Genomic DNA, 17,241 nt, shown 5'->3' with positions numbered 1-17,241 from the left:
GCTGTCACAGGCACGGGCCGCCCGCAGTAGCGCCAGGTGAGAGGTTCACCGGCTGACGGACCGCTTGAACTGACGCAGCGCCAGCGGCACGAAGATCGCCAGGATCGCCACCACCCAGATCAATGTCGTCGCCACCGGATGCTGCAGCGACCACACATCCGGCGTCGGATTCGTCGGACTCGTGTTGCCGAACAGATCGCGCGTCGCCTGCGTCACCGCCGATACCGGATTCCATTCCGCGACGACGCGCAGCGGCGTCGGCAGCACCTCGCTGGGCACGAAGGTGTTGGCGATGAAGGTCAGCGGGAAGATCACCATGAAACTGGCGTTGTTGAACACTTCCGGCGCCCGCACCAGCAAACCGACCACGGCCATGATCCAGGAAATCGCGTAGGCGAACAGCAACAGCAAGGCATAGGCGAGCACGGCCTCGAGGAAGGATCCGTGGATGCGCCAGCCGACGAGCAGACCGGTCACCGACATCACGACCAGGCTCACCACGTTGATGGCGACATCGGCCACGGTGCGCCCGACCAGCACCGCCGACGGTGCCATCGGCAGTGAGCGGAACCGGTCGATGATTCCGCGCTGCATATCCTCGGCCAGGCTGGTACCGGTGAACGTGGCGCCGAAGACCGAGGTCTGGGCGAAGATGCCGGCGATCAGGAATTCGCGGTACGAAGTGCCCTGCACGCTGATCGCCGAGCCGAAGATGTAGGCGAACAACAGGACGAACATGATCGGCGACAGCGTCGAGAAGATCAGCACGTCGGGCACTCGTTTGATCTTGATGACATTGCGCTTGGCAATGGTCAGGCTGTCCCCGGCCACGGTGGCCGCGCGTTCGGCCAGGGTCGGTCTGCGGGTGTCGGCCGCGGCGGTGATCATCTGCTCTGTCCTTCCGTGGCTTGTTCGAGGGTCTGCGCGGCATCGGCCGGGTCGACGGAGTCGGCGGCCTCGTGCCCGGTCAGGGTGAGGAAGACGTCGTCGAGCGAGGGCCGTCGCAGGCCCACGTCCTGGATGCGCACCCGGTGCGCGGACAGCCGCTCGATGGTGTCGACCAGGGCCTGCGAGCCGTCGTCGACGGGAATGGTGAGCCGCCGCAACCCCGGTTCGACGTGGATATCGCCGACCGCCAGCCCGGCCAGTGCCTGCTGGGCGACGGCGAGCGCGTCGACATGCTCGACCGTCAACTCGATCCGATCGCCCCCGACCGTAGCTTTCAGCTCGTCGGCGGTGCCGCGCGCGATGACCGAGCCGTGATCGATCACCACGATGGTGTCGGCCAGCCGGTCCGCCTCTTCCATGTACTGCGTGGTCAGCAGGAGGCTGGTACCACCGGCGACGAGTTCCTCGATCACATCCCACAGGTCCATCCGGGCCCGTGGATCGAGCCCGGTGGTCGGCTCGTCGAGGAACAGCACCGGCGGATTCGCCACCAGAGCTCCGGCCAGGTCCAGCCGGCGCCGCATGCCGCCGGAGTAGCCCTTCACCGGCCGATCGGCCGCCTCACTGAGCCGGAAGCGCTCGAGCAGTTCCCGGGCACGCTGTTTACTGCGCTGAATGCCCAGGTGGTACAGCCTCCCCACCATCTCCAAATTCTCGAAGCCGGTGAGATATTCATCCACGGCCGCGTACTGACCGGAGGCACCGATGTGGGCGCGTAACCGCTGCGGTTCGCGCAGCACATCGATACCGGCGACCGTGGCGCGGCCGGCGTCGGGGGTGAGCAGTGTGGTGAGCACCCGGACCGTCGTGGTTTTCCCGGATCCGTTGGGGCCGAGCAGGGCGGTCACCGTCCCCTCGGGAACCGCTAGGTCGAGCCCGTCGAGTGCGACGAGCCGACCGTACTTCTTGACCAAACCCTCGGCGATGATGGCGTCGGGCATGCTTTTCCCCTGCCGTTCGATGTGGATGTGAGGTTCGCTACTTGCCGTGCAGTATTGCCCACACCACCGACAAGTTCATCCGAATAAACCCATATCGGACATCGACCGAGCGAGGAGCCCCGACCGGGCAGAGAGCGGAGGTGGTCGCATCCCGGGGATCCGGCGGTGCTCGGGGGTGCCGGCGGGATGCGACCGACTCGATACTCCCGCGCCCGGCCCCGAAGGTCGCGAGTAGCGCGCTACTCGAGTGCGGCCCGCACGGCTACCTGCCGTGGCGCTCACGGGCCCCGAGGGTGTGAAAACGCCCACCGTCGTGCGCCGCCACACCCGCACAGCTACCGAATTCGACGCTCACGAAGGCGGCCCGCCGCGCCCGATCGTTTCACGTGGAACAAGTTTATTCCTTTGCGTTACAACGTAATTCACGAATGCCTCCCCGCCGACTATCAACCCTCCGGCAAACCGGATGACGCGCCCCGCAACACGCCAGAGAAAAAAATTCCGAAACTAGCGCCCCTCATGCAGACACAAACGAGAATCGTCGCGTAGGATCAGTCACGTCGGCCCCTCCCCCCCGGGCCGACCCTACGCGGGCCTCGGCTAACTCCCCCCCTTCGCCGAGGCCCGCTTCCAATTCCGGGACTTTTCCGGTCGGCGTCTGCGCCGCCTCCACCCTTGTGCGACAGCGTTTTCGGATCCGACGACAGAGGCGGTCAGCTACCGTTCCGCCGCAGCACGTGCGAACCCAAACGGTTGATTCCGCGCACCCGCACAGTGCGCAGATGCCGCAGCGAGAACTCGGGCTCGTCCGCCAATTGTGTTGCCGCGCCGTCGTCCACCAGGACCGTGCCCGGCCGGGCGACTCCGGTCAGCCGCGCCGCGGTATTCACCACCGACCCGTAGAGATCACCGAAACGTTGCAACACTTGGCCGTAAGCCAGCCCGACCCGCAGTTCAGGGGTGGTTCCGGCACTCGTCGTGGCCTCCTGGATCGCCAATGCGATCCGGGCGGCCGCCACCGCCGATTCGGCCGCGAACATCACCTCGTCGCCGACATTCTTGATGGTCCAGCCGCCGTTCGCGGTGATCGCGTTCGTGGTGACGGATTCGAACGACTCCAGCAGATCGTCCAGTTCGTCGGCTTCCAGATGCCGGGTCAGCCGGGTGTAGCCGACCATGTCCGCGAATCCGACGGCCAACTCCCGCAACGTTTCTCCGGTGCCGTCACCAGCCAGCGACCGCGTCAGCGCCGCCGCGAGATGGCGCCGCCACGCGTAGGCCTGCAGTTGCTGCAGCGCCGACACCACCTCGGCGGTCGCCTCCCGGGCGACCTTGTCCTGGTCCACCGCGGGATCGCCCGCCGTGATCGAACGGATCCGGTCGGCGATCTCCTCCGCGACCAGATCGACCTGCCATTCCGCCAGCCGCGCCATCGACTGCCCGAGGGTGCGCGCGGCCGCCTGCTGCCGGCGCACATCGGCGCCGGCCAGCGCGTCGAGACTTCTGAAGTTCCGGACCGCGTTGACATCGCCGTCGGTGAATTCGACCGCGGCGTCGTCCTCATGAGCCGGGAACCCGAGCGAAACCCACAGCCGCCGCGACAGATCGGCCGGTACGCCCGACAGTTCCGCGACCTCGACCCGGTTGTAGCGGCGAGATCCCTCCAGTAGATAGGGCTCGACCACCGACTGAACCAGCTTCGACAGCTCCGGAGAGGCCATAATTCCGACGATACGGATCCCGCCGAGGCCGGGCCGCCGGCTGATGATTCGTCACAGCCGGTTGTCACAGCCCGGCGAAGCGGGAATCAGACGCGGTCCGGGCCGGGCTGCCAGGTGGCGACCGCCCAGATGACCACGACATTCAACGCGATCACCAGGATCGACCATGCCGGGTAGTAGGGCAGCCACAGGAAGTTCGCGAGGATGGACAACGCCGCCAACGTGATTGCCACGATCCGGCCCCACGTGGTGCCGGCCATCAGACCGAGGGCGGCGATGACCAGCAGGATCCCCAGCACGATGTGGATCCATCCCCAGGTCGTGGTGTCGAATTGGTAGACGTAGTCGATGCCCACGACGAAGAGGTTGTCGTTGGCGACCGCCGAAATTCCTTCCAGGATCGAGAGCACACCGACGGTGATCAGCAGGATCGCCGCGCCGATCGATGTTCCGGCGGCGATGCCCTGACGTACGGGATGCTCCTGCGGGGTTGTGGTCATGGCAGAACTCCTTCCCAGCCGAGAGGTCTTCCCCTGAATGTGCCCAGCGCGGTGCGCAATGGCTTCACCCGTGACGGGTGAGTGTCGGACGCCGTCGCCCCGTGGGACCGGTTCGCGGCCGGATCTCGAGCTCATCCCGGGCGGATGAGGCGACTACCAGCGGTTGTGCCCGAGCCTGGAGACGCGCATGCACCCCGGCCGAGGAGGTGAGTTGGTCGTTGTCGATCCGCTATCAGTTCGTCATCGATGGTGAATTGTCCGAACGGGCGCTGGCCGCATTTCCGGAATTGAGCCGCAGCGAGCATTCGTCGGCTGGGACGACCACACTGTTCGGCACCCTCTCCGACACCACGGCCATGCGTGGCGTGCTGGCACGCATCGATTCGCTCGGGCTGACACTGCTGGGGATGGCGCAACTGCCCGACTCCGCCGGCTGAACTCGTCGGCCTGGGTCGTCGGCTGGGCCCAGGTGGGGTCGCCGCCGCCTACGGTTCCTCGTCCGGATCGGGCGCCCGGTCCTGGATCAGCACGTTGACCCACCGTGTGGTCGGATCGATATCGAGCAGCAGCGCCTTCATCAGCAGCGTCAGCGGAATCGCCAGCAGCGCACCGAGCGCGCCCAGGACCCACGACCAGAAAACCAACGACAGGAACGTCACGGTCACGCTGAGGCCGACGGCATCACCCACGAATTTGGGCTGGATGATCGACTGGATCACGAAATTGATCACCGAATAGACGACGACCACCCACAGCATCAGCATCGGGCCGCTGTCGAGCAGCGCCAGCAGCGCCGGCGGAATCAGGCCGATGACGAAGCCGATATTCGGAATGTAGTTGGTGATGAAGGAGAGCAGCGCCCACAGCACCGGAAGCGGCACGCCCATCAACCACAGGGCACCGCCGTCGAAGACGGCGACGATCAAGCCGAAGACCGTGGAAACCACCAGATATTTCCGGGTGCCGATGGCGAATACACCCAGCGCATAAGCGATTTCGGGCCGCGCCTTGGCCACCACCGCCAATTTTCGATCGATCATCATGCCGTCGATCGCCATGAACAGCAGCAGTGCCAGAACGAAAAACAGATTCGAGAAGATTCCGAGCGCGTTGCTCAGTGCGACCGACAGCAGATCGACGACCTTGCCCACATCCAGACCGTTGAGGGCGTTGTGGATCTGCTCGGTGTCTACCCCGAAATCGGCGAGCGTACTCCGCACACCGTTGAGCATGTCGTCGAGTTTGTCGGAGTATTTCGGTAGTTCGGACGCCAATTGCGCGACCGAGAGCACCAGCGCCCCGATCAGTACGAGCAGAATCAGAACGACCAGGAAAAGGGCCGCCACCATCCCGATCCACGGCCGCCAGCCGCGCCGTTGCACCCAGGTCTGCACCGGCTGAACGGCCATGGTCAGCATCAGCGCCAGGAAGGTGGGACCGAGCACGCCGGCGAACGCCTTCATACCCATGACGGCCACCACGGCCCCGGCGACCGAAAGCATCACGATCAGACCGCGCGGTAGCGACCATGTCGCTCCGGACGCGGGCGGCGGAGCTTTTCGCTCGGCCCGCGCGGGCCGATCTCGTCGCAATTGCATCGGAATTACCTCGCCGCCGCAGACCGGTGTGTCGATTCTCCGACCGACACTACGGCTCCGACCGGCCCGTTACGTCCTGCGCCACGGCCGAATTCGACGGCCCGAGACCGATTCGAAATCATGATGGGACGCACATTTTGACCGAATTCAGCAAATGATTAGTGTACGTTTCAGTTTGGAGAAAGCATGCTTCACCGACACTGCCTTCGGCGAAGGCACAGCTCCGGGAGGCGCTTTGAACGCTTCGCCCAGAACAACGCGATCGCTAGCCGATAGCTCGAACGTTGCCGCCATTCGCAGTGGCCTCCAACTCGGCGTGCCGGAACTCTCCTTCGTACCGCTGTCGCTTCCCGCTGCCCACGCCCGTATCGACGAGGCGGCGGCGACCGGCGCCGGCCAGACCGTATTGATCTGCGCCCCCGCGGGAACCGGCAAGACCGTCCTGGCCGCCGACTGGGTGGCGCGACTGGCACCCCGGCATTCCGCCTGCCGGGTGGGCTGGCTGACCTTCACCGGCCGCCGCGGTGAGTCGGCCGATCTGTGGCGTGCGATCGCCGGAGTGCTCGACCTACCCGTCGGATCACCCGACCGGGACCCCACCGGCCCCCTCGCCGAACCGGCGACGCTGGTGGACCGGTTGACCGACCGAGCCGAACCGACCGTTCTGGTCCTCGACGACGCCCACCTGCTGACCGACCCGTTGGCTCTCGCGGGATTGGAATACGTCGTCGAAAACGCACCGCCCACATTGACAACCATCGTCACCGGCCGGTTCGATCCGCCGCTGCGATGGCACGGACTCGAGTTGAGTGGCCGGCTCACCCGGCTGACGGCGCGCGAACTCGCGCTCGACGACGAACACACCGCGGCCCTGCTCGATCAGCACGGCCTCCACCTGAACGCGGCCGATATCGCCGGCATTCAGCGACTGACCTGCGGCTGGGCCGCGCTGGTACGAATAGCCGCGATCTATCTGGCCGCGAATCCGCAGGACCGGCCCACCGCCTTGGCGGCATTGGCGCGCGCACCGCATGCCATCAGCGACTTCCTCGTCGGCGAGCTGCTGGGGGCGTTGCCGGACGATGCGCTGCATTTCCTGCTCGCCACGGCGGTGCCCGAGGAGTTCAGTGTCGCGCTGGCCACGGAGCTGGTCGGCGAATCCGCCCCGGCCACGCTGGAATATCTGCTGCGCAACAATCTGCCGATCACCTGCGTCGCCCGCCACGGCGAACTGTGGCACAGCTACCACCCCATGCTGCGCGCCTATCTGCTCGCCGAAGCCGCACGCTCACTTCCGGACCGGCTGCAGCGCATTCACCGCAGCTGTTCGAAGTGGTTCATCGATGCCCGGATGCCGTCCGCCGCACTGCATCACGTCCTCGCCGTGCCGGGACATCCACAGCTGTCGCGGTTCATCCGCGAACACGGCCCGAGGTTGGTGTTCGGCGGGGACGGGCCGTCCTTCTTCGCCCGATTGGACGACGTCGGCGAACTCGCCGACGATCAATTCGTCCAACTGCTGCGCATCGCCGAGGCCGTGGGCCGCGGAGACGTGGCAGCCTGCACGGCCTACCTGGATCGCCTCGAAGCAGAGCCCTGTTCGGCGTCCGCACTGGTGCCCGCGTCCTGGCTGACCGCGCTGCGCTGCGCCGTGGCCGCCGATGTCGCGGTGCTGACGGGCGCCGAACCCGCCGCTCCCGATCCGGCGACGCCCACTCCGACCGGGCATGCCGAACTGGACTGCTACATCATCCTGCAGCTGGCCAACGCGCACCTGCACCGCGGCGATATCGCGCGCGCGGAATCCGGTCTGTGGCAGGCGCTCGCGCTGGCCGAACATGCCGGACTGGGTCGCTTCGTCGTGCCGGCGGCAACGCGACTGGCGTTGTGCGGTGGTATCGGCGGCCATCTCACGGTGATGTGCAAGCGGGCCGAACATGCCGTGGAGCTCGCCGAGAAATACGGACTGCGAACACATTCCGCGATGACGCACGCACAGGCGATGATCGCGTACACCCGCTATCTGCAGGGCGATCCGATCGATGTGCACGGCCGGCTACCGCCCGCCACGACGAGCGGCCTGTCTCCCGCGCCGGCCGCCGACCGTCAGGCGCAGGCGATTCTGCGGCTGATCGAATTCGATTCCGCCACAGATCGTTTCCTGGCTGCCGATACGCTGCGGATTCAGCTGCTCGACATGCTCGCCGAACCGACACCGGCGCGCTCCTCGGGCAATCTGGTCCTGCATACGGTCCTCGCCCTGCTGCGGATCCAATCCCGCGTCGGCGCACAGACTCTGGTCGAGCGAGCGGTCGCGGTACTGGGCCATACGCCCGAGGTCGTGCTGGCGCAGGCATGCCTGTCGGAGTATGCGCAGACCTCGTCGACGACACTCGAGCTGCTCCAGCCACTGCTGCGCCGGACCGACGGACTGCCCCCGCTCACCGCCGTCACGGCATGGCTCCTGTATGCCTCCGCGGCCGCCCATCTGGACCGTCCGGTCAAGGCCTACGAGGCGGTGGCGCAGGCGCTGACGCACGCTGCCGACGACCGGATCGTGCGCCCGTTCCTGGAGGTGCCGGGAACCGTTGCGTTACTGGACGGTTCGGTCGGCCGCTTCGGTCACCACGACCGGCTGGTCGATCTGATCCGGTCGCACCCGTCGGCCCGCGGCGCGGCGCACAATCCTGGATTGACCGAAACCGAGATGTCGGTGTTGCGCCAGTTGCCGTCCGGGATGACGACGCTCAATATCGCCGAGGGCATGGGCGTTTCGATCAACACCGTCAAAACACACCTGCGCGGGATCTATCACAAGCTGGGCAGCGGTTCCCGGGCCGAGGCCATCGCGCGGGCGCGCGAGCTCGGTTTGATCTGATCGGAATCTCCGGATTCGCCGAGGAATTCGCCGATCGCGGGCCAGGTCGAGCCGGCCGCGTCGGGACCCACCATCAGGCCCAGATGTCCGCCGGTCACCTCCGCGAATCGCGCGTCGGCGGCACCGGTGAGCAGCTCGACTACGCGGCGGGTGGACCGGGCGGGCACGAGCATATCGGTGCGGCTGCCGATCAGCAGGACCCGGCAGGTCAGTTTCGACAGATCCACGACGAGATCCGAGCGCAGTCGAATCACGCCGTCCGCCAGCTCGTTTCGCAACACCGGACTGCGATAGATCTGCAGCACATCTGCCCGCTACGCGCAGTTACATCTAATACGTCCGAACGAGCCGACGAGAAATCCCGCTCACCGGCCGAACCAGCGAGTCAGCGCGGTCGCCAAACCTTCGGTGCCGTCGGTGGCGGCCCAGGCGACGTAGCCGTCCGGACGGACGAGCACGCCGGCCGCATCGCGGGAGCCGGGCCCGTCCGAGGCGTCCAACGGCTTCGCCGTGACGATCCGGATCCGGTCCTGCCACGGCGCCGCCGCGGCGCGCAACTGCGCGGAGTCGGCGAAATCGAACAGCACACCCCGACCGGTGGTGAAGTGCTCGGCCACGCGGGTCCCGTCGGACAGATCCCGATCGGGAGCGATGGTGCCGATCAGCTCGTGGTCGCCGCCCAGGTGATAGCGGTGCAGCACACCGGAGATCCGCTTGAACACGGTGGTCGCGCCGTCGCCGGTGGACAGTAGTTCCGACATCACCGCCCGCAGCGCCTTGCTGCGCCGGTCCAGTCGCATGAGCGCGACCTGCGCCCGGGTCCATTCCAGCACCCAGGCGCCGATCGGATACCGCTCGGCGGTGTAGGTGTCCAGGAGGCGCTCGTCCATCCGCCCGTCGACGACCGCGGCGAGCTTCCAGCCCAGGCAGACCGCATCGCCGATTCCGAGATTCAGGCCCTGTCCGCCGAACGGTGAATGCACATGCGCCGCATCACCGGCGAGCAACACACGGCCCTTGCGGTAGTCCGGCACCTGACGGGTGTTGTCGGTGAACCGGGTGGCCGAATGCACCGCCGAGACCCGCACGGGCACCCCGGAAACGCGGCGCAGGCTCGCCTCCAGTTCGGCGGCCGTGATCGGCGCGTCGCGATCGATCGGCGGTCCGTCGAGTTCCACGGTCAGGAAGCGACCGGGAGTCGGCCCGTAGACATAGATGCCGTGCTCGGTGTCGTGCCAACCGGGCTGCAGCCCTTCGGTTTCCGACATATCGACCACCGCCTGCCGTCCGGTGATCTCCGGCCCGATGCCCGGGAAGTCGAAGCCGGCGAGTGTGCGGACGGTACTGCGTCCACCGTCGCAACCCACCAACCACGAGGCACGTATCTCCTCGCCGCCACAGCTCCCGGCACCACCACCCTGGGCGGCCCGGCAGCGCACGGTCACGCCGTCGCCGTGGTCGGTCAGATCGGTCACTTCCACGCCCCGGCGCACCACCACGCCGAGTTCCGCGGCGCGCGCACCGAGAATCTCCTCGATGCCCTGCTGGCTCACCAGGACGGCCCGGCCCGCGGGCCCCACCCCGGCGAACGCCGGGTCTTCGGCGTCGATCAGGTCGAACGACAACATGATTCCGGCGAAATGTCCCGCGATCGGCGGCCGGTTCGCGGCCACCCTCCGGACGTCGAACGCCTTCATCCGCTCGATCGCCGCCTGCTGATGCGCCAGCAACTCGGGCAACAGTCCGCGCCGATCGAAGGCCTGAGCCGTCGGCACATTGATCGCGCCGGCCTTGATGGTCCGATCGATCTCCGTCAACCGCTCCACGACCAGCACCTCGACCCCAGCCGGCCGCAGTTCACAGGCCAGCATCAGTCCGACCGGGCCCGCACCGGCGACCACCACATCGAATGTCTCGCTCATGACATCGACCCTGCCGCCGACCGCTTGCAGCGCCCTTGCACCGCGGATGCGCGAACCGCGCAAGTCTCAGGTGAGCGCCACCAATTCGTGCAAGGTGGTGCCGGTGCGGCGGACCGGTTCCGCACCGCCGAGCACGGTGAGTTCGAAGGTGGATTCGAATCGGAAATAGCCCGGATGTCCGATCAACTTGTGCGCCAGCGGTTTCAGCAGCCGGGTGCCCACCAGCGGAATATCGTCGAGGAGATCGTGGGCGTGAATCACCCGATCCACTGTCAGCCGCAATTCGACCCGATCGGGTACGCGCAGTTCGATCCACTCCGGATAGCCGCGCCCGGCGGTCGCGTCGAAACGCGCCGGTCCCTCGCGCAGCGTCGTTTCGCCGGTCGAGAGAACGACGCGGTCGTGGTGGGCCAGCATGAGCGGCGCGATCTCGTGCGCGCCGCGTCGCTGCTGGGTCAGCACGTCGGCGAACAGCAGCGAATAGTCCTCGACGTACAGCCGTCCCCAGTGCCAGCGCTCGATGATCTTGCGCATATCGCCGACACCCCAGTTGTGATCGGCGTACCCGCGACCGGTGACGGACCGCTCGACGCCGTCGATGGTCACGGTACCACTCACCCGTGCTCGCGGCGCGCCGACAACCCAGCCGAAGGAATCACCGCCGCCGAAATGCGTCTCCCCTTTCCCGGGCATCCAGCTCGGCAGTTCGTTGTCGAAGCGCAGATCGAAAACCAAACCGTCCTCGGCCAGTCTGAGGTGATGCGTCGGCAATCCGTCGGGCCGGCATTCGGTGTAGGCCCGGTTGTCTCCGATCCGCACATCACACGATTGCGCGTCGAACGACGCCTGATTGCGGGGATATTTGCGCGAGACCTGCCGACGGGTGCCGTCCGGTTCGTAGACCATCAGCTCGACCCAGGGACGCGCGTGCGGGAAATCCTCCGGGCGGCGTTTGGTGAGGAATCCGACGACGGTATGCCCGCTGTCGAGATGTGCGTCGAAATACCAGTGCTCGAAGGCGAGCGAACTCGCCGCGGGATGCAGTGCGTTGTGGCGCGGTTCGACCGTGGTGAGTTCACCGTCCCGGCGGCCGGGACCGTTCCACGCCTCCACAATGGCTGTGTCGTTCATCGCCGCAACGCTCCGCTCGCATCGAATTCCGCTTCTCTGCCCTGCATTTGGGCCCGGTACCAGTTCTCCCGGTGCCGCACCATCACCTTCTCGTGCACCCGCCCGACCGGCGGTATCCGGCGCACGAATTCCATCGCGGTGATGAGCGGAAACCGCAGCGCCGGAATCAGCAACCAGGGAAAGGCCGGGGGCATACGATATTTGCGCCGTGTGCCGGGCGCCATGTACATCGCCGAATACACGGAGTTGATGCGGTAGTTGTAGGCGGCGCGCAGCCGGCTCACGCCGCGGTGTTCGGGGCGGGGAGCGAACGCGGCGGGATAGGACTCGATCAATTCCGCGCCGTGCGCACCGGCGTCGTAGGAACGCGAGGCGATGGTCATTGCCAGCACCCGCAGCGAGTCGACCACGGTTTCCGGATGCCACTGCAACCGCACGCCCAGCAGATATCCCATGTACTTCTGAAAGTGCAGCAGCGCACGGATTTCCGACGGCGTCGTCTGATATCCCAGCGCCCACAGCCCGAGGCCGGGTGTCACACTGCCCGCGATCAGGGTCAGCAACTGATAGGTCTGGCTGATCGGCAGCCCCCACTTGTCGATATCCCATTCGGGATGGCCGGCCACCCGTGCCCGCACCGACACGTGCATCACCCGGACCTTCAGCGCGGTGGCGCGCCCGGTCGACCCCGGGGTGAGCAGCGCATTCGGCTGCGAGACGTCCATCCAGAATCGGCAGGTCTCCAAATACCTGCGCAGCGCACTGTTTCCGGCATATCCGCCCGCCAGCGACAGCGGAGTCGCGACCGCCGATTCGGTGTACATCTCCAGTGTTTCCGCACCCGCGAAGCTGAACAGCATGGTGCCCCAGCGCCGCCAGATGGCCGCGCCCTGTTCGACCAATTCGGGACGCACCCACTCGGGCACGGTGTCGAATTCGGCGAACAGTTCGCGCATCGAATCCGGCGCCTCGGGCACAGCATCGATTCCCTCGGTTAAGGCCCGGTCCAGCAGTGCGCGGCCCTGTGCCGAACCACCGGGCCCGTGCATCACCTCGGCGACGAAACGTTCGGCGACCGGATCACCGGCGAACAGATCCTCGGTGAGAGCCCGGGCCTGCTCGTCGGTGGGAAAGAGTTCGGCCCCGGTCACTTTCCGCACGATCGCTTCCAAGCGCTGCACGGCGGGCTGCTGCTTCGCCTCCCAATACCGGAAAGCGCTGGGGCATTTCAGGGTTCGTATCTGTGTCGTCATTTCACCGCACCGTTCGGAATCGCAGCATCATGTCGTGGTCCTCGTGATCGAGCAGATGGCAGTGCCAGACGAAGCCGCGCAGATCCGAATCCCGATGCGCGGCATGCTCCGCCGAATGCGCCGCACCCGGCATGGGCGCGGTGAGTCCGGTAAAGGGCGCGTCGGGATCGAATCCGAGTTCGTCGGCGGTCGGAAATCGCACCACGATCCGGGTGACGGTGCCGCCGTCGACTCGCACCACATCCTTACGGCCGCTCTCCCACGGCGCCGGCGGCTGCGGCGGCCCGGCCAGGAAGCCCTCCGGATCGGGAGTCCACCGGGTGCCGATCGCCGGTTGGGGATGAGCGAGTTGGTAATCCACAGTGCGTAGCGGCGTACGGCTCAGGATGCGGAAATCCACCAGGTGGATGTGGATGGGATGGGGATCGGGTGTGATGTTGACGATGTTCCACACCTCGGTCGTGCCCTGCCGCGGCATTTCGATATCCGGATCCGAATAGCGCAGGTTGTTCAACGACATGATCGCGGGCGGCATCCGCAGTTCGTACGGCTGGCTGACCGTGAGGGTCCGCGACAGAGTCGGCACCGGCACCGGCGGCAGCAGCGCGGGCTGTCGCGGTCCACCGCGCAGCGTCTGCGGGACCGGCCCGCGCAACCCCGTGCGATCCTCGGCGCGGAAGCGGCAGAACACCGGCATCGCGACCTCGCCCAGGATCGACGCCTGGAACACCGGTGCTTCGTCGTTGCACAGTTCGACCGTCTCCCCCGGCGCGAGCTCGGCGAAATCCACCAGGAGATCCACCCGTTCGGCCGGAGCGAGTCGCAGATTGCGCACCGGCACCGGCGCATCCAGCAGTCCGTGGTCGTTTCCGATCACCCAGAACCGCATCCGATTGCCGAAGAACAGATTCCACGTACTGAACGAGGCGGCATTGATCGCACGGAACCGATACAGCCCGCGCGCGACCGGCAGCTGTGGCCACACCACCCCGTTCACCACTCCGACGTCGCCGACCGCACCGCCTTCCCACGAACCCGGTGGTACCACCGCGGTCGAGCGCAGACTCTGGCGGCCGTCGGGGGCGAACAACTTCTCCTGCAGCACCAGGGGTATCTCGAACTCCCCCGCCGGCAGTCCGAGCGGATTGTCCGGAGCTCCCGTGTCGAATTCGTCGCGCAGCAGCATCATGCCGGTCAATCCGGCGTACACGTTCGCCCGCGTGATCCCCATCGCGTGGTCGTGGTACCAGAGGTGACCGGCCGACTGCCGCAGCGGGAAGTCGTGATCGAGGTGTTGTCCCGGCATGACCAGTTGTTCCGGGTGCCCATCACTGGCGGGCGGAGTCACTCCGCCGTGCAAATGCAGCGAGGCGGGAACCGTGGTCCGGTAGCTCTCCGACACCCCGTGCAGGGTGGTGTCGATATCGGCCGCGAACGGATGAGCGCCGAGCCGGTTGCGGAACCGGACGGTCAGCGCTCGGCCGGCTTCGTGTTCGACGGTCGGGCCCAGATAGGTCTGATCGTTGTATCCGAAGGCGGGCACCGCGGGCATATCGCGGTGAAAACGATGGCTGGTGGTGGTCGCGACGAGGTCCAGGTGACTGCCGGTGACGACGGGCGGCCGCGGGAGTTCGTCCACGAAAGGCTGCATCGGGGGCGAGTGGAACAACAGCGGGCTCTCGAATCCGCCCGGCGCGGGATCGGCCGTGACTGTCGCCGCGTGCCCGGCCACCGCGGCCGTCAGACCTGCGCCGATACCGCGCAGCATCGCACGGCGGCCGATCGGTCGATTCATCCCTCGCACCTTCCGAGGTGACATCGATCGTCACCCGTCGCAGCGACCATACCATTGAGTACAGTGGACGGTACTCGTTTGAACGGTGCGAGGAGGTGGGCCGTGCGCATGTCGAATCCACAGCGGGCCGGCTCCCCTACGATCGGGTTATGGACCTGGGCGGCTCGGCGGTGAATGGATGACGGCACCGAAGAAGGCCCCGGTCACGTCCAAGAAGGCGGTGTCCGGAAAGGCGGTCTCCAGAAAAGCGGAGGCACAACATCGCAACCGCCGTCAGACGACGCGGCTGTCGTACGACGACTGGGTGAACGGCGCGTTGGATCTCCTCGCGCGCGAGGGTGTGACCGCGATCCGGATTCCCCGGCTGTGCGAGGAACTGGGCGTCACCAAGGGCAGTTTCTACTGGCATTTCGACGATCTCGAACAACTGATGGCCGCGATGGCCGACCGGTGGGGCGAAATGCAGAGTGAGGCGGTCCGGGCCCTCGCCGCCTTGGATTCGATTCCGGTCGAGTCCCGCATCGAACAGATGGCGGCCATGCTGGTGGATCCGCAGCACTGGATGGTGGAGGCCTCGGTGCGGGAGTGGTCACGCACCGACGACACGGTGGCGGCGGCGGTCCGGGCACTGGATCAGCGCATCTTCCGGACCGTGCAGACGGCGATGCTCGATCTGGGTTTCGAGCCGGGACAGGCGCGGCTGCGCGCGGGCGCGATGGTGTATCTGGGGATCGGGCTGATCCACGGCCGCGACAATCTGCCGACCCCGGCACCGGAGGAAGTGCAGGCGGTCATCGACCTGCTGGCCCGGCCGTGAATTTGTGGAGCTGTGGAATTTGTGGAGCTGTGGAATTTGTGGAGCTGTGGGTTTTGTGGAGCTGTGTGATTTGTGGAGCCTAGGGGAATCGAACCCCTAACCCCTGCCTTGCAAAGGCAGTGCTCTGCCAATTGAGCTAAGGCCCCGGTAAGCGTGGCGGCTCAGCGCGCGGTCACCTCGTGCCACAGATCAGCCTCGCTCCGCTTGCGAACCTTGGTGACGGCGAAGACAACTGCGGCAATGGCACCGATCGTCAGAAGAAGTTTCATGCCGTCCACCCTACTGTGCCGCGACCGCCCCGGCAGCCACGGCTTCCGGCATCGACGACGCGGTACCGGCAGCGCTGCGTGAGGTGTATCGGCGCGACAGGAACCGGCTAGAGAGACGGATCGGATCCCCCCGGATCGTGAGAAGAAGAAGTGGAGCCTAGGGGAATCGAACCCCTAACCCCTGCCTTGCAAAGGCAGTGCTCTGCCAATTGAGCTAAGGCCCCCTCGGCCGTCGTCGACGACCAGGTATGCGAATGTGGGCCTAGGAGGACTTGAACCTCCGACCTCTTCGTTATCAGCGAAGCGCTCTAACCGCCTGAGCTATAGGCCCGTAGTGTTCGTCTCGACTCGACATGCTGTCGTGACTGACTCGGTAGAGACTACACAACCCCCCGATTGCTCTCCAAAACGCCTGGTCAAAGCACCCATAAAGCACGAACGGCCGGTCCGGTGAGAACCGGCCGGCCGTTCGTCGCGGAGCGTCAGTCCGGATCGGCCAGCGTCACCTGCACGCCGCCCACCAGATCGGTGCACTGGTTGTAGATGAAGACACCCACCGTCGAGAGCGCGGTGAACAGCACCACGTTGATCAGGCCGATGACGGCCGCGTATCCGAATACGCTGCCGGCGTCGATGATCGTCGTCGCCGACGAGTTGTTGTCGTTCACCATGTCGGTGAAGGTGCTGTTCAGGCGGTCCCACACACCCATGCCGGAGAGCACGATGTAGAGGAATCCGACGGCCAGCATCCACACGAAGAACATGGCGACGCTGATCACCAGCGAAACCTTCAACGTCGACCACGGGTCGATATGGCGCACCTGCACGGTCGCGCGCAACGGCTCACCGCTGGTCACCGCCTGGGCGACCGCCGCCTGCGCGGCCGGCGAGACGGTCGGCGCCGCGGTCTTCACCGCCATCGGAACCGACTGTGCCGCACCGGCGTCCGCCTGCGGCAGCGGATGCCGCAGATCCGACAGATCGGGCAGATCCTTGATCAGTTCCGGACGGGCGATGCTGCGGGTCGGTCCGTCGATGCCGACGGATTTCACCATCGCCGCTTCCTTGCGCGCCGCCTTGGCCGCGAGGTCGGTGGTGGTACGGGCGTTCTTCACCCCGCCGCCGAGTCCGGTCTGGGGGTTCGCCCGGCCCTGCACGGGAGCCTGGCCGGGACGATTCAGGTTCGACTGCGGCTCCCGCTGCGGCAGCTGCGACCAACCCTCCTCGAAGCGAGAACCACCACGACCCTCACCGGCCTCGGCGGCCTCCGGCGCCGCAGCGCCGGATTTCGCGGAATCGCCCTGCGACTCGGGGTTTGCGGGCGAACTACCCGAGCCGTTGTCGGCCGACGACCCGGACCGCGGCGCCGGCCGCGGCGGAATCGGTGACGGTGCGATCCGCTCGGTCACACCGTTGGCGTGGTTTCGCTCGTCGTTCGGCTGATTCGGAGTGGTCAATGCAGAATCCT

Annotated in this window: 15 protein-coding genes and 3 tRNA genes; 3 read left to right on the top strand and 15 right to left on the bottom strand. The window is 66.4% G+C overall.

Annotated features, from left to right (window positions below; genetic code table 11):
• Positions 1-45: 45 nt before the first annotated feature.
• The 4 genes from ACPCUW_RS08635 to ACPCUW_RS08620 all read right to left on the bottom strand — a co-directional run bounded on the left by ACPCUW_RS08635 (position 46) and on the right by ACPCUW_RS08620 (position 4,110).
• Entirely contained in the window at positions 46-888 is an 843-nt protein-coding gene (locus ACPCUW_RS08635) for an ABC transporter permease (RefSeq protein WP_081879640.1), read from the bottom strand.
• Positions 885-1,889, bottom strand: a complete 1,005-nt coding sequence (locus tag ACPCUW_RS08630; RefSeq protein ID WP_195072695.1) for an ATP-binding cassette domain-containing protein — start codon at positions 1,887-1,889, stop codon at positions 885-887. The genes ACPCUW_RS08635 and ACPCUW_RS08630 overlap by 4 nt, the downstream gene beginning before the upstream one ends.
• 713 nt (positions 1,890-2,602) lie before the next feature.
• Positions 2,603-3,610, bottom strand: a complete 1,008-nt coding sequence (locus ACPCUW_RS08625) for an adenylate/guanylate cyclase domain-containing protein (protein ID WP_063015281.1) — start codon at positions 3,608-3,610, stop codon at positions 2,603-2,605.
• 86 nt (positions 3,611-3,696) lie between these two features.
• Complete coding sequence (locus ACPCUW_RS08620; protein ID WP_030516695.1) at positions 3,697-4,110, bottom strand: DUF7144 family membrane protein; 414 nt, start codon at positions 4,108-4,110, stop codon at positions 3,697-3,699.
• Positions 4,111-4,316: 206 nt separating this feature from the next.
• Here ACPCUW_RS08620 and ACPCUW_RS08615 point away from each other — a divergent pair, with 206 nt between their 5' ends.
• A complete protein-coding gene (locus ACPCUW_RS08615) occupies positions 4,317-4,547 on the top strand; it encodes a hypothetical protein (RefSeq protein WP_423424232.1) in 231 nt (76 codons plus the stop codon).
• Between the two features lie 48 nt (positions 4,548-4,595).
• Here ACPCUW_RS08615 and ACPCUW_RS08610 read toward each other — a convergent pair whose 3' ends face one another.
• The gene (locus ACPCUW_RS08610; RefSeq protein ID WP_423424231.1) at positions 4,596-5,708 is read right to left on the bottom strand and encodes an AI-2E family transporter; all 1,113 of its coding nucleotides are present in this window, start codon (positions 5,706-5,708) and stop codon (positions 4,596-4,598) included.
• Positions 5,709-6,024: 316 nt separating this feature from the next.
• Here ACPCUW_RS08610 and ACPCUW_RS08605 point away from each other — a divergent pair, with 316 nt between their 5' ends.
• Complete coding sequence (locus ACPCUW_RS08605) at positions 6,025-8,586, top strand: LuxR C-terminal-related transcriptional regulator (protein ID WP_423424230.1); 2,562 nt, start codon at positions 6,025-6,027, stop codon at positions 8,584-8,586.
• Here ACPCUW_RS08605 and ACPCUW_RS08600 read toward each other — a convergent pair.
• From ACPCUW_RS08600 to ACPCUW_RS08580, 5 genes are all read right to left on the bottom strand, one after another.
• A complete protein-coding gene (locus ACPCUW_RS08600; protein ID WP_423424229.1) occupies positions 8,520-8,891 on the bottom strand; it encodes a hypothetical protein in 372 nt (123 codons plus the stop codon). The two genes, ACPCUW_RS08605 and ACPCUW_RS08600, sit on opposite strands and share 67 nt — an antisense overlap.
• 60 nt (positions 8,892-8,951) lie before the next feature.
• Positions 8,952-10,508, bottom strand: coding sequence for an FAD-dependent monooxygenase (locus ACPCUW_RS08595; protein WP_423424228.1), 1,557 nt, complete (start codon positions 10,506-10,508; stop codon positions 8,952-8,954).
• Positions 10,509-10,574: 66 nt separating this feature from the next.
• Positions 10,575-11,639 (bottom strand): lipocalin-like domain-containing protein, encoded by a 1,065-nt coding sequence (locus ACPCUW_RS08590; RefSeq protein ID WP_423424227.1) that lies wholly within the window; start codon positions 11,637-11,639, stop codon positions 10,575-10,577.
• On the bottom strand, positions 11,636-12,892 hold the full coding sequence (locus ACPCUW_RS08585) for an oxygenase MpaB family protein (protein WP_423424226.1): 1,257 nt from the start codon (positions 12,890-12,892) through the stop codon (positions 11,636-11,638). The genes ACPCUW_RS08590 and ACPCUW_RS08585 overlap by 4 nt, the downstream gene beginning before the upstream one ends.
• Position 12,893: 1 nt before the next feature.
• Complete coding sequence (locus ACPCUW_RS08580) at positions 12,894-14,687, bottom strand: multicopper oxidase family protein (RefSeq protein WP_423424225.1); 1,794 nt, start codon at positions 14,685-14,687, stop codon at positions 12,894-12,896.
• A 178-nt stretch (positions 14,688-14,865) separates the two neighbouring features.
• Between ACPCUW_RS08580 and ACPCUW_RS08575 the strand changes: the two genes are divergently transcribed.
• Positions 14,866-15,504: a TetR/AcrR family transcriptional regulator gene (locus tag ACPCUW_RS08575; protein ID WP_423424224.1), complete on the top strand. Its 639-nt coding sequence runs from the start codon at positions 14,866-14,868 to the stop codon at positions 15,502-15,504.
• Between the two features lie 73 nt (positions 15,505-15,577).
• Here the strand turns inward: ACPCUW_RS08575 and ACPCUW_RS08570 are convergent.
• The 5 genes from ACPCUW_RS08570 to ACPCUW_RS08550 form a co-directional block, all read right to left on the bottom strand.
• A tRNA-Ala gene (locus ACPCUW_RS08570) sits at positions 15,578-15,650 on the bottom strand.
• 15 nt (positions 15,651-15,665) lie between these two features.
• A complete protein-coding gene (locus tag ACPCUW_RS08565; RefSeq protein ID WP_218018595.1) occupies positions 15,666-15,773 on the bottom strand; it encodes a DLW-39 family protein in 108 nt (35 codons plus the stop codon).
• Positions 15,774-15,924: 151 nt separating this feature from the next.
• Positions 15,925-15,997, bottom strand: a tRNA-Ala gene (locus ACPCUW_RS08560).
• A gap of 33 nt (positions 15,998-16,030) precedes the next feature.
• Positions 16,031-16,104 (bottom strand) — tRNA-Ile (locus tag ACPCUW_RS08555).
• Between the two features lie 151 nt (positions 16,105-16,255).
• Positions 16,256-17,230: a DUF3566 domain-containing protein gene (locus ACPCUW_RS08550; protein ID WP_104391940.1), complete on the bottom strand. Its 975-nt coding sequence runs from the start codon at positions 17,228-17,230 to the stop codon at positions 16,256-16,258.
• Positions 17,231-17,241: the final 11 nt, after the last annotated feature.

It is taken from the genome of Nocardia sp. AB354 (assembly GCF_049538315.1).
Lineage (GTDB): Bacteria > Actinomycetota > Actinomycetes > Mycobacteriales > Mycobacteriaceae > Nocardia > Nocardia nova.
Note: the sequence above shows the minus strand (reverse complement) of the source record. Positions and strands in the feature narration are given on the sequence as shown.

Bases quoted from the DNA above. Each gene is read 5' to 3' on its own strand.
- ACPCUW_RS08635 (WP_081879640.1), bottom strand. From the start codon at position 888: ATGATCACCGCCGCGGCCGACACCCGCAGACCGACCCTGGCCGAACGC.
- ACPCUW_RS08630 (WP_195072695.1), bottom strand. From the start codon at position 1,889: ATGCCCGACGCCATCATCGCCGAGGGTTTGGTCAAGAAGTACGGTCGG.
- ACPCUW_RS08625 (WP_063015281.1), bottom strand. From the start codon at position 3,610: ATGGCCTCTCCGGAGCTGTCGAAGCTGGTTCAGTCGGTGGTCGAGCCC.
- ACPCUW_RS08620 (WP_030516695.1), bottom strand. From the start codon at position 4,110: ATGACCACAACCCCGCAGGAGCATCCCGTACGTCAGGGCATCGCCGCC.
- ACPCUW_RS08610 (WP_423424231.1), bottom strand. From the start codon at position 5,708: ATGCAATTGCGACGAGATCGGCCCGCGCGGGCCGAGCGAAAAGCTCCG.
- ACPCUW_RS08595 (WP_423424228.1), bottom strand. From the start codon at position 10,508: ATGAGCGAGACATTCGATGTGGTGGTCGCCGGTGCGGGCCCGGTCGGA.
- ACPCUW_RS08590 (WP_423424227.1), bottom strand. From the start codon at position 11,639: ATGAACGACACAGCCATTGTGGAGGCGTGGAACGGTCCCGGCCGCCGG.
- ACPCUW_RS08585 (WP_423424226.1), bottom strand. From the start codon at position 12,892: ATGACGACACAGATACGAACCCTGAAATGCCCCAGCGCTTTCCGGTAT.
- ACPCUW_RS08580 (WP_423424225.1), bottom strand. From the start codon at position 14,687: ATGAATCGACCGATCGGCCGCCGTGCGATGCTGCGCGGTATCGGCGCA.
- ACPCUW_RS08575 (WP_423424224.1), top strand. From the start codon at position 14,866: ATGACGGCACCGAAGAAGGCCCCGGTCACGTCCAAGAAGGCGGTGTCC.
- ACPCUW_RS08565 (WP_218018595.1), bottom strand. From the start codon at position 15,773: ATGAAACTTCTTCTGACGATCGGTGCCATTGCCGCAGTTGTCTTCGCC.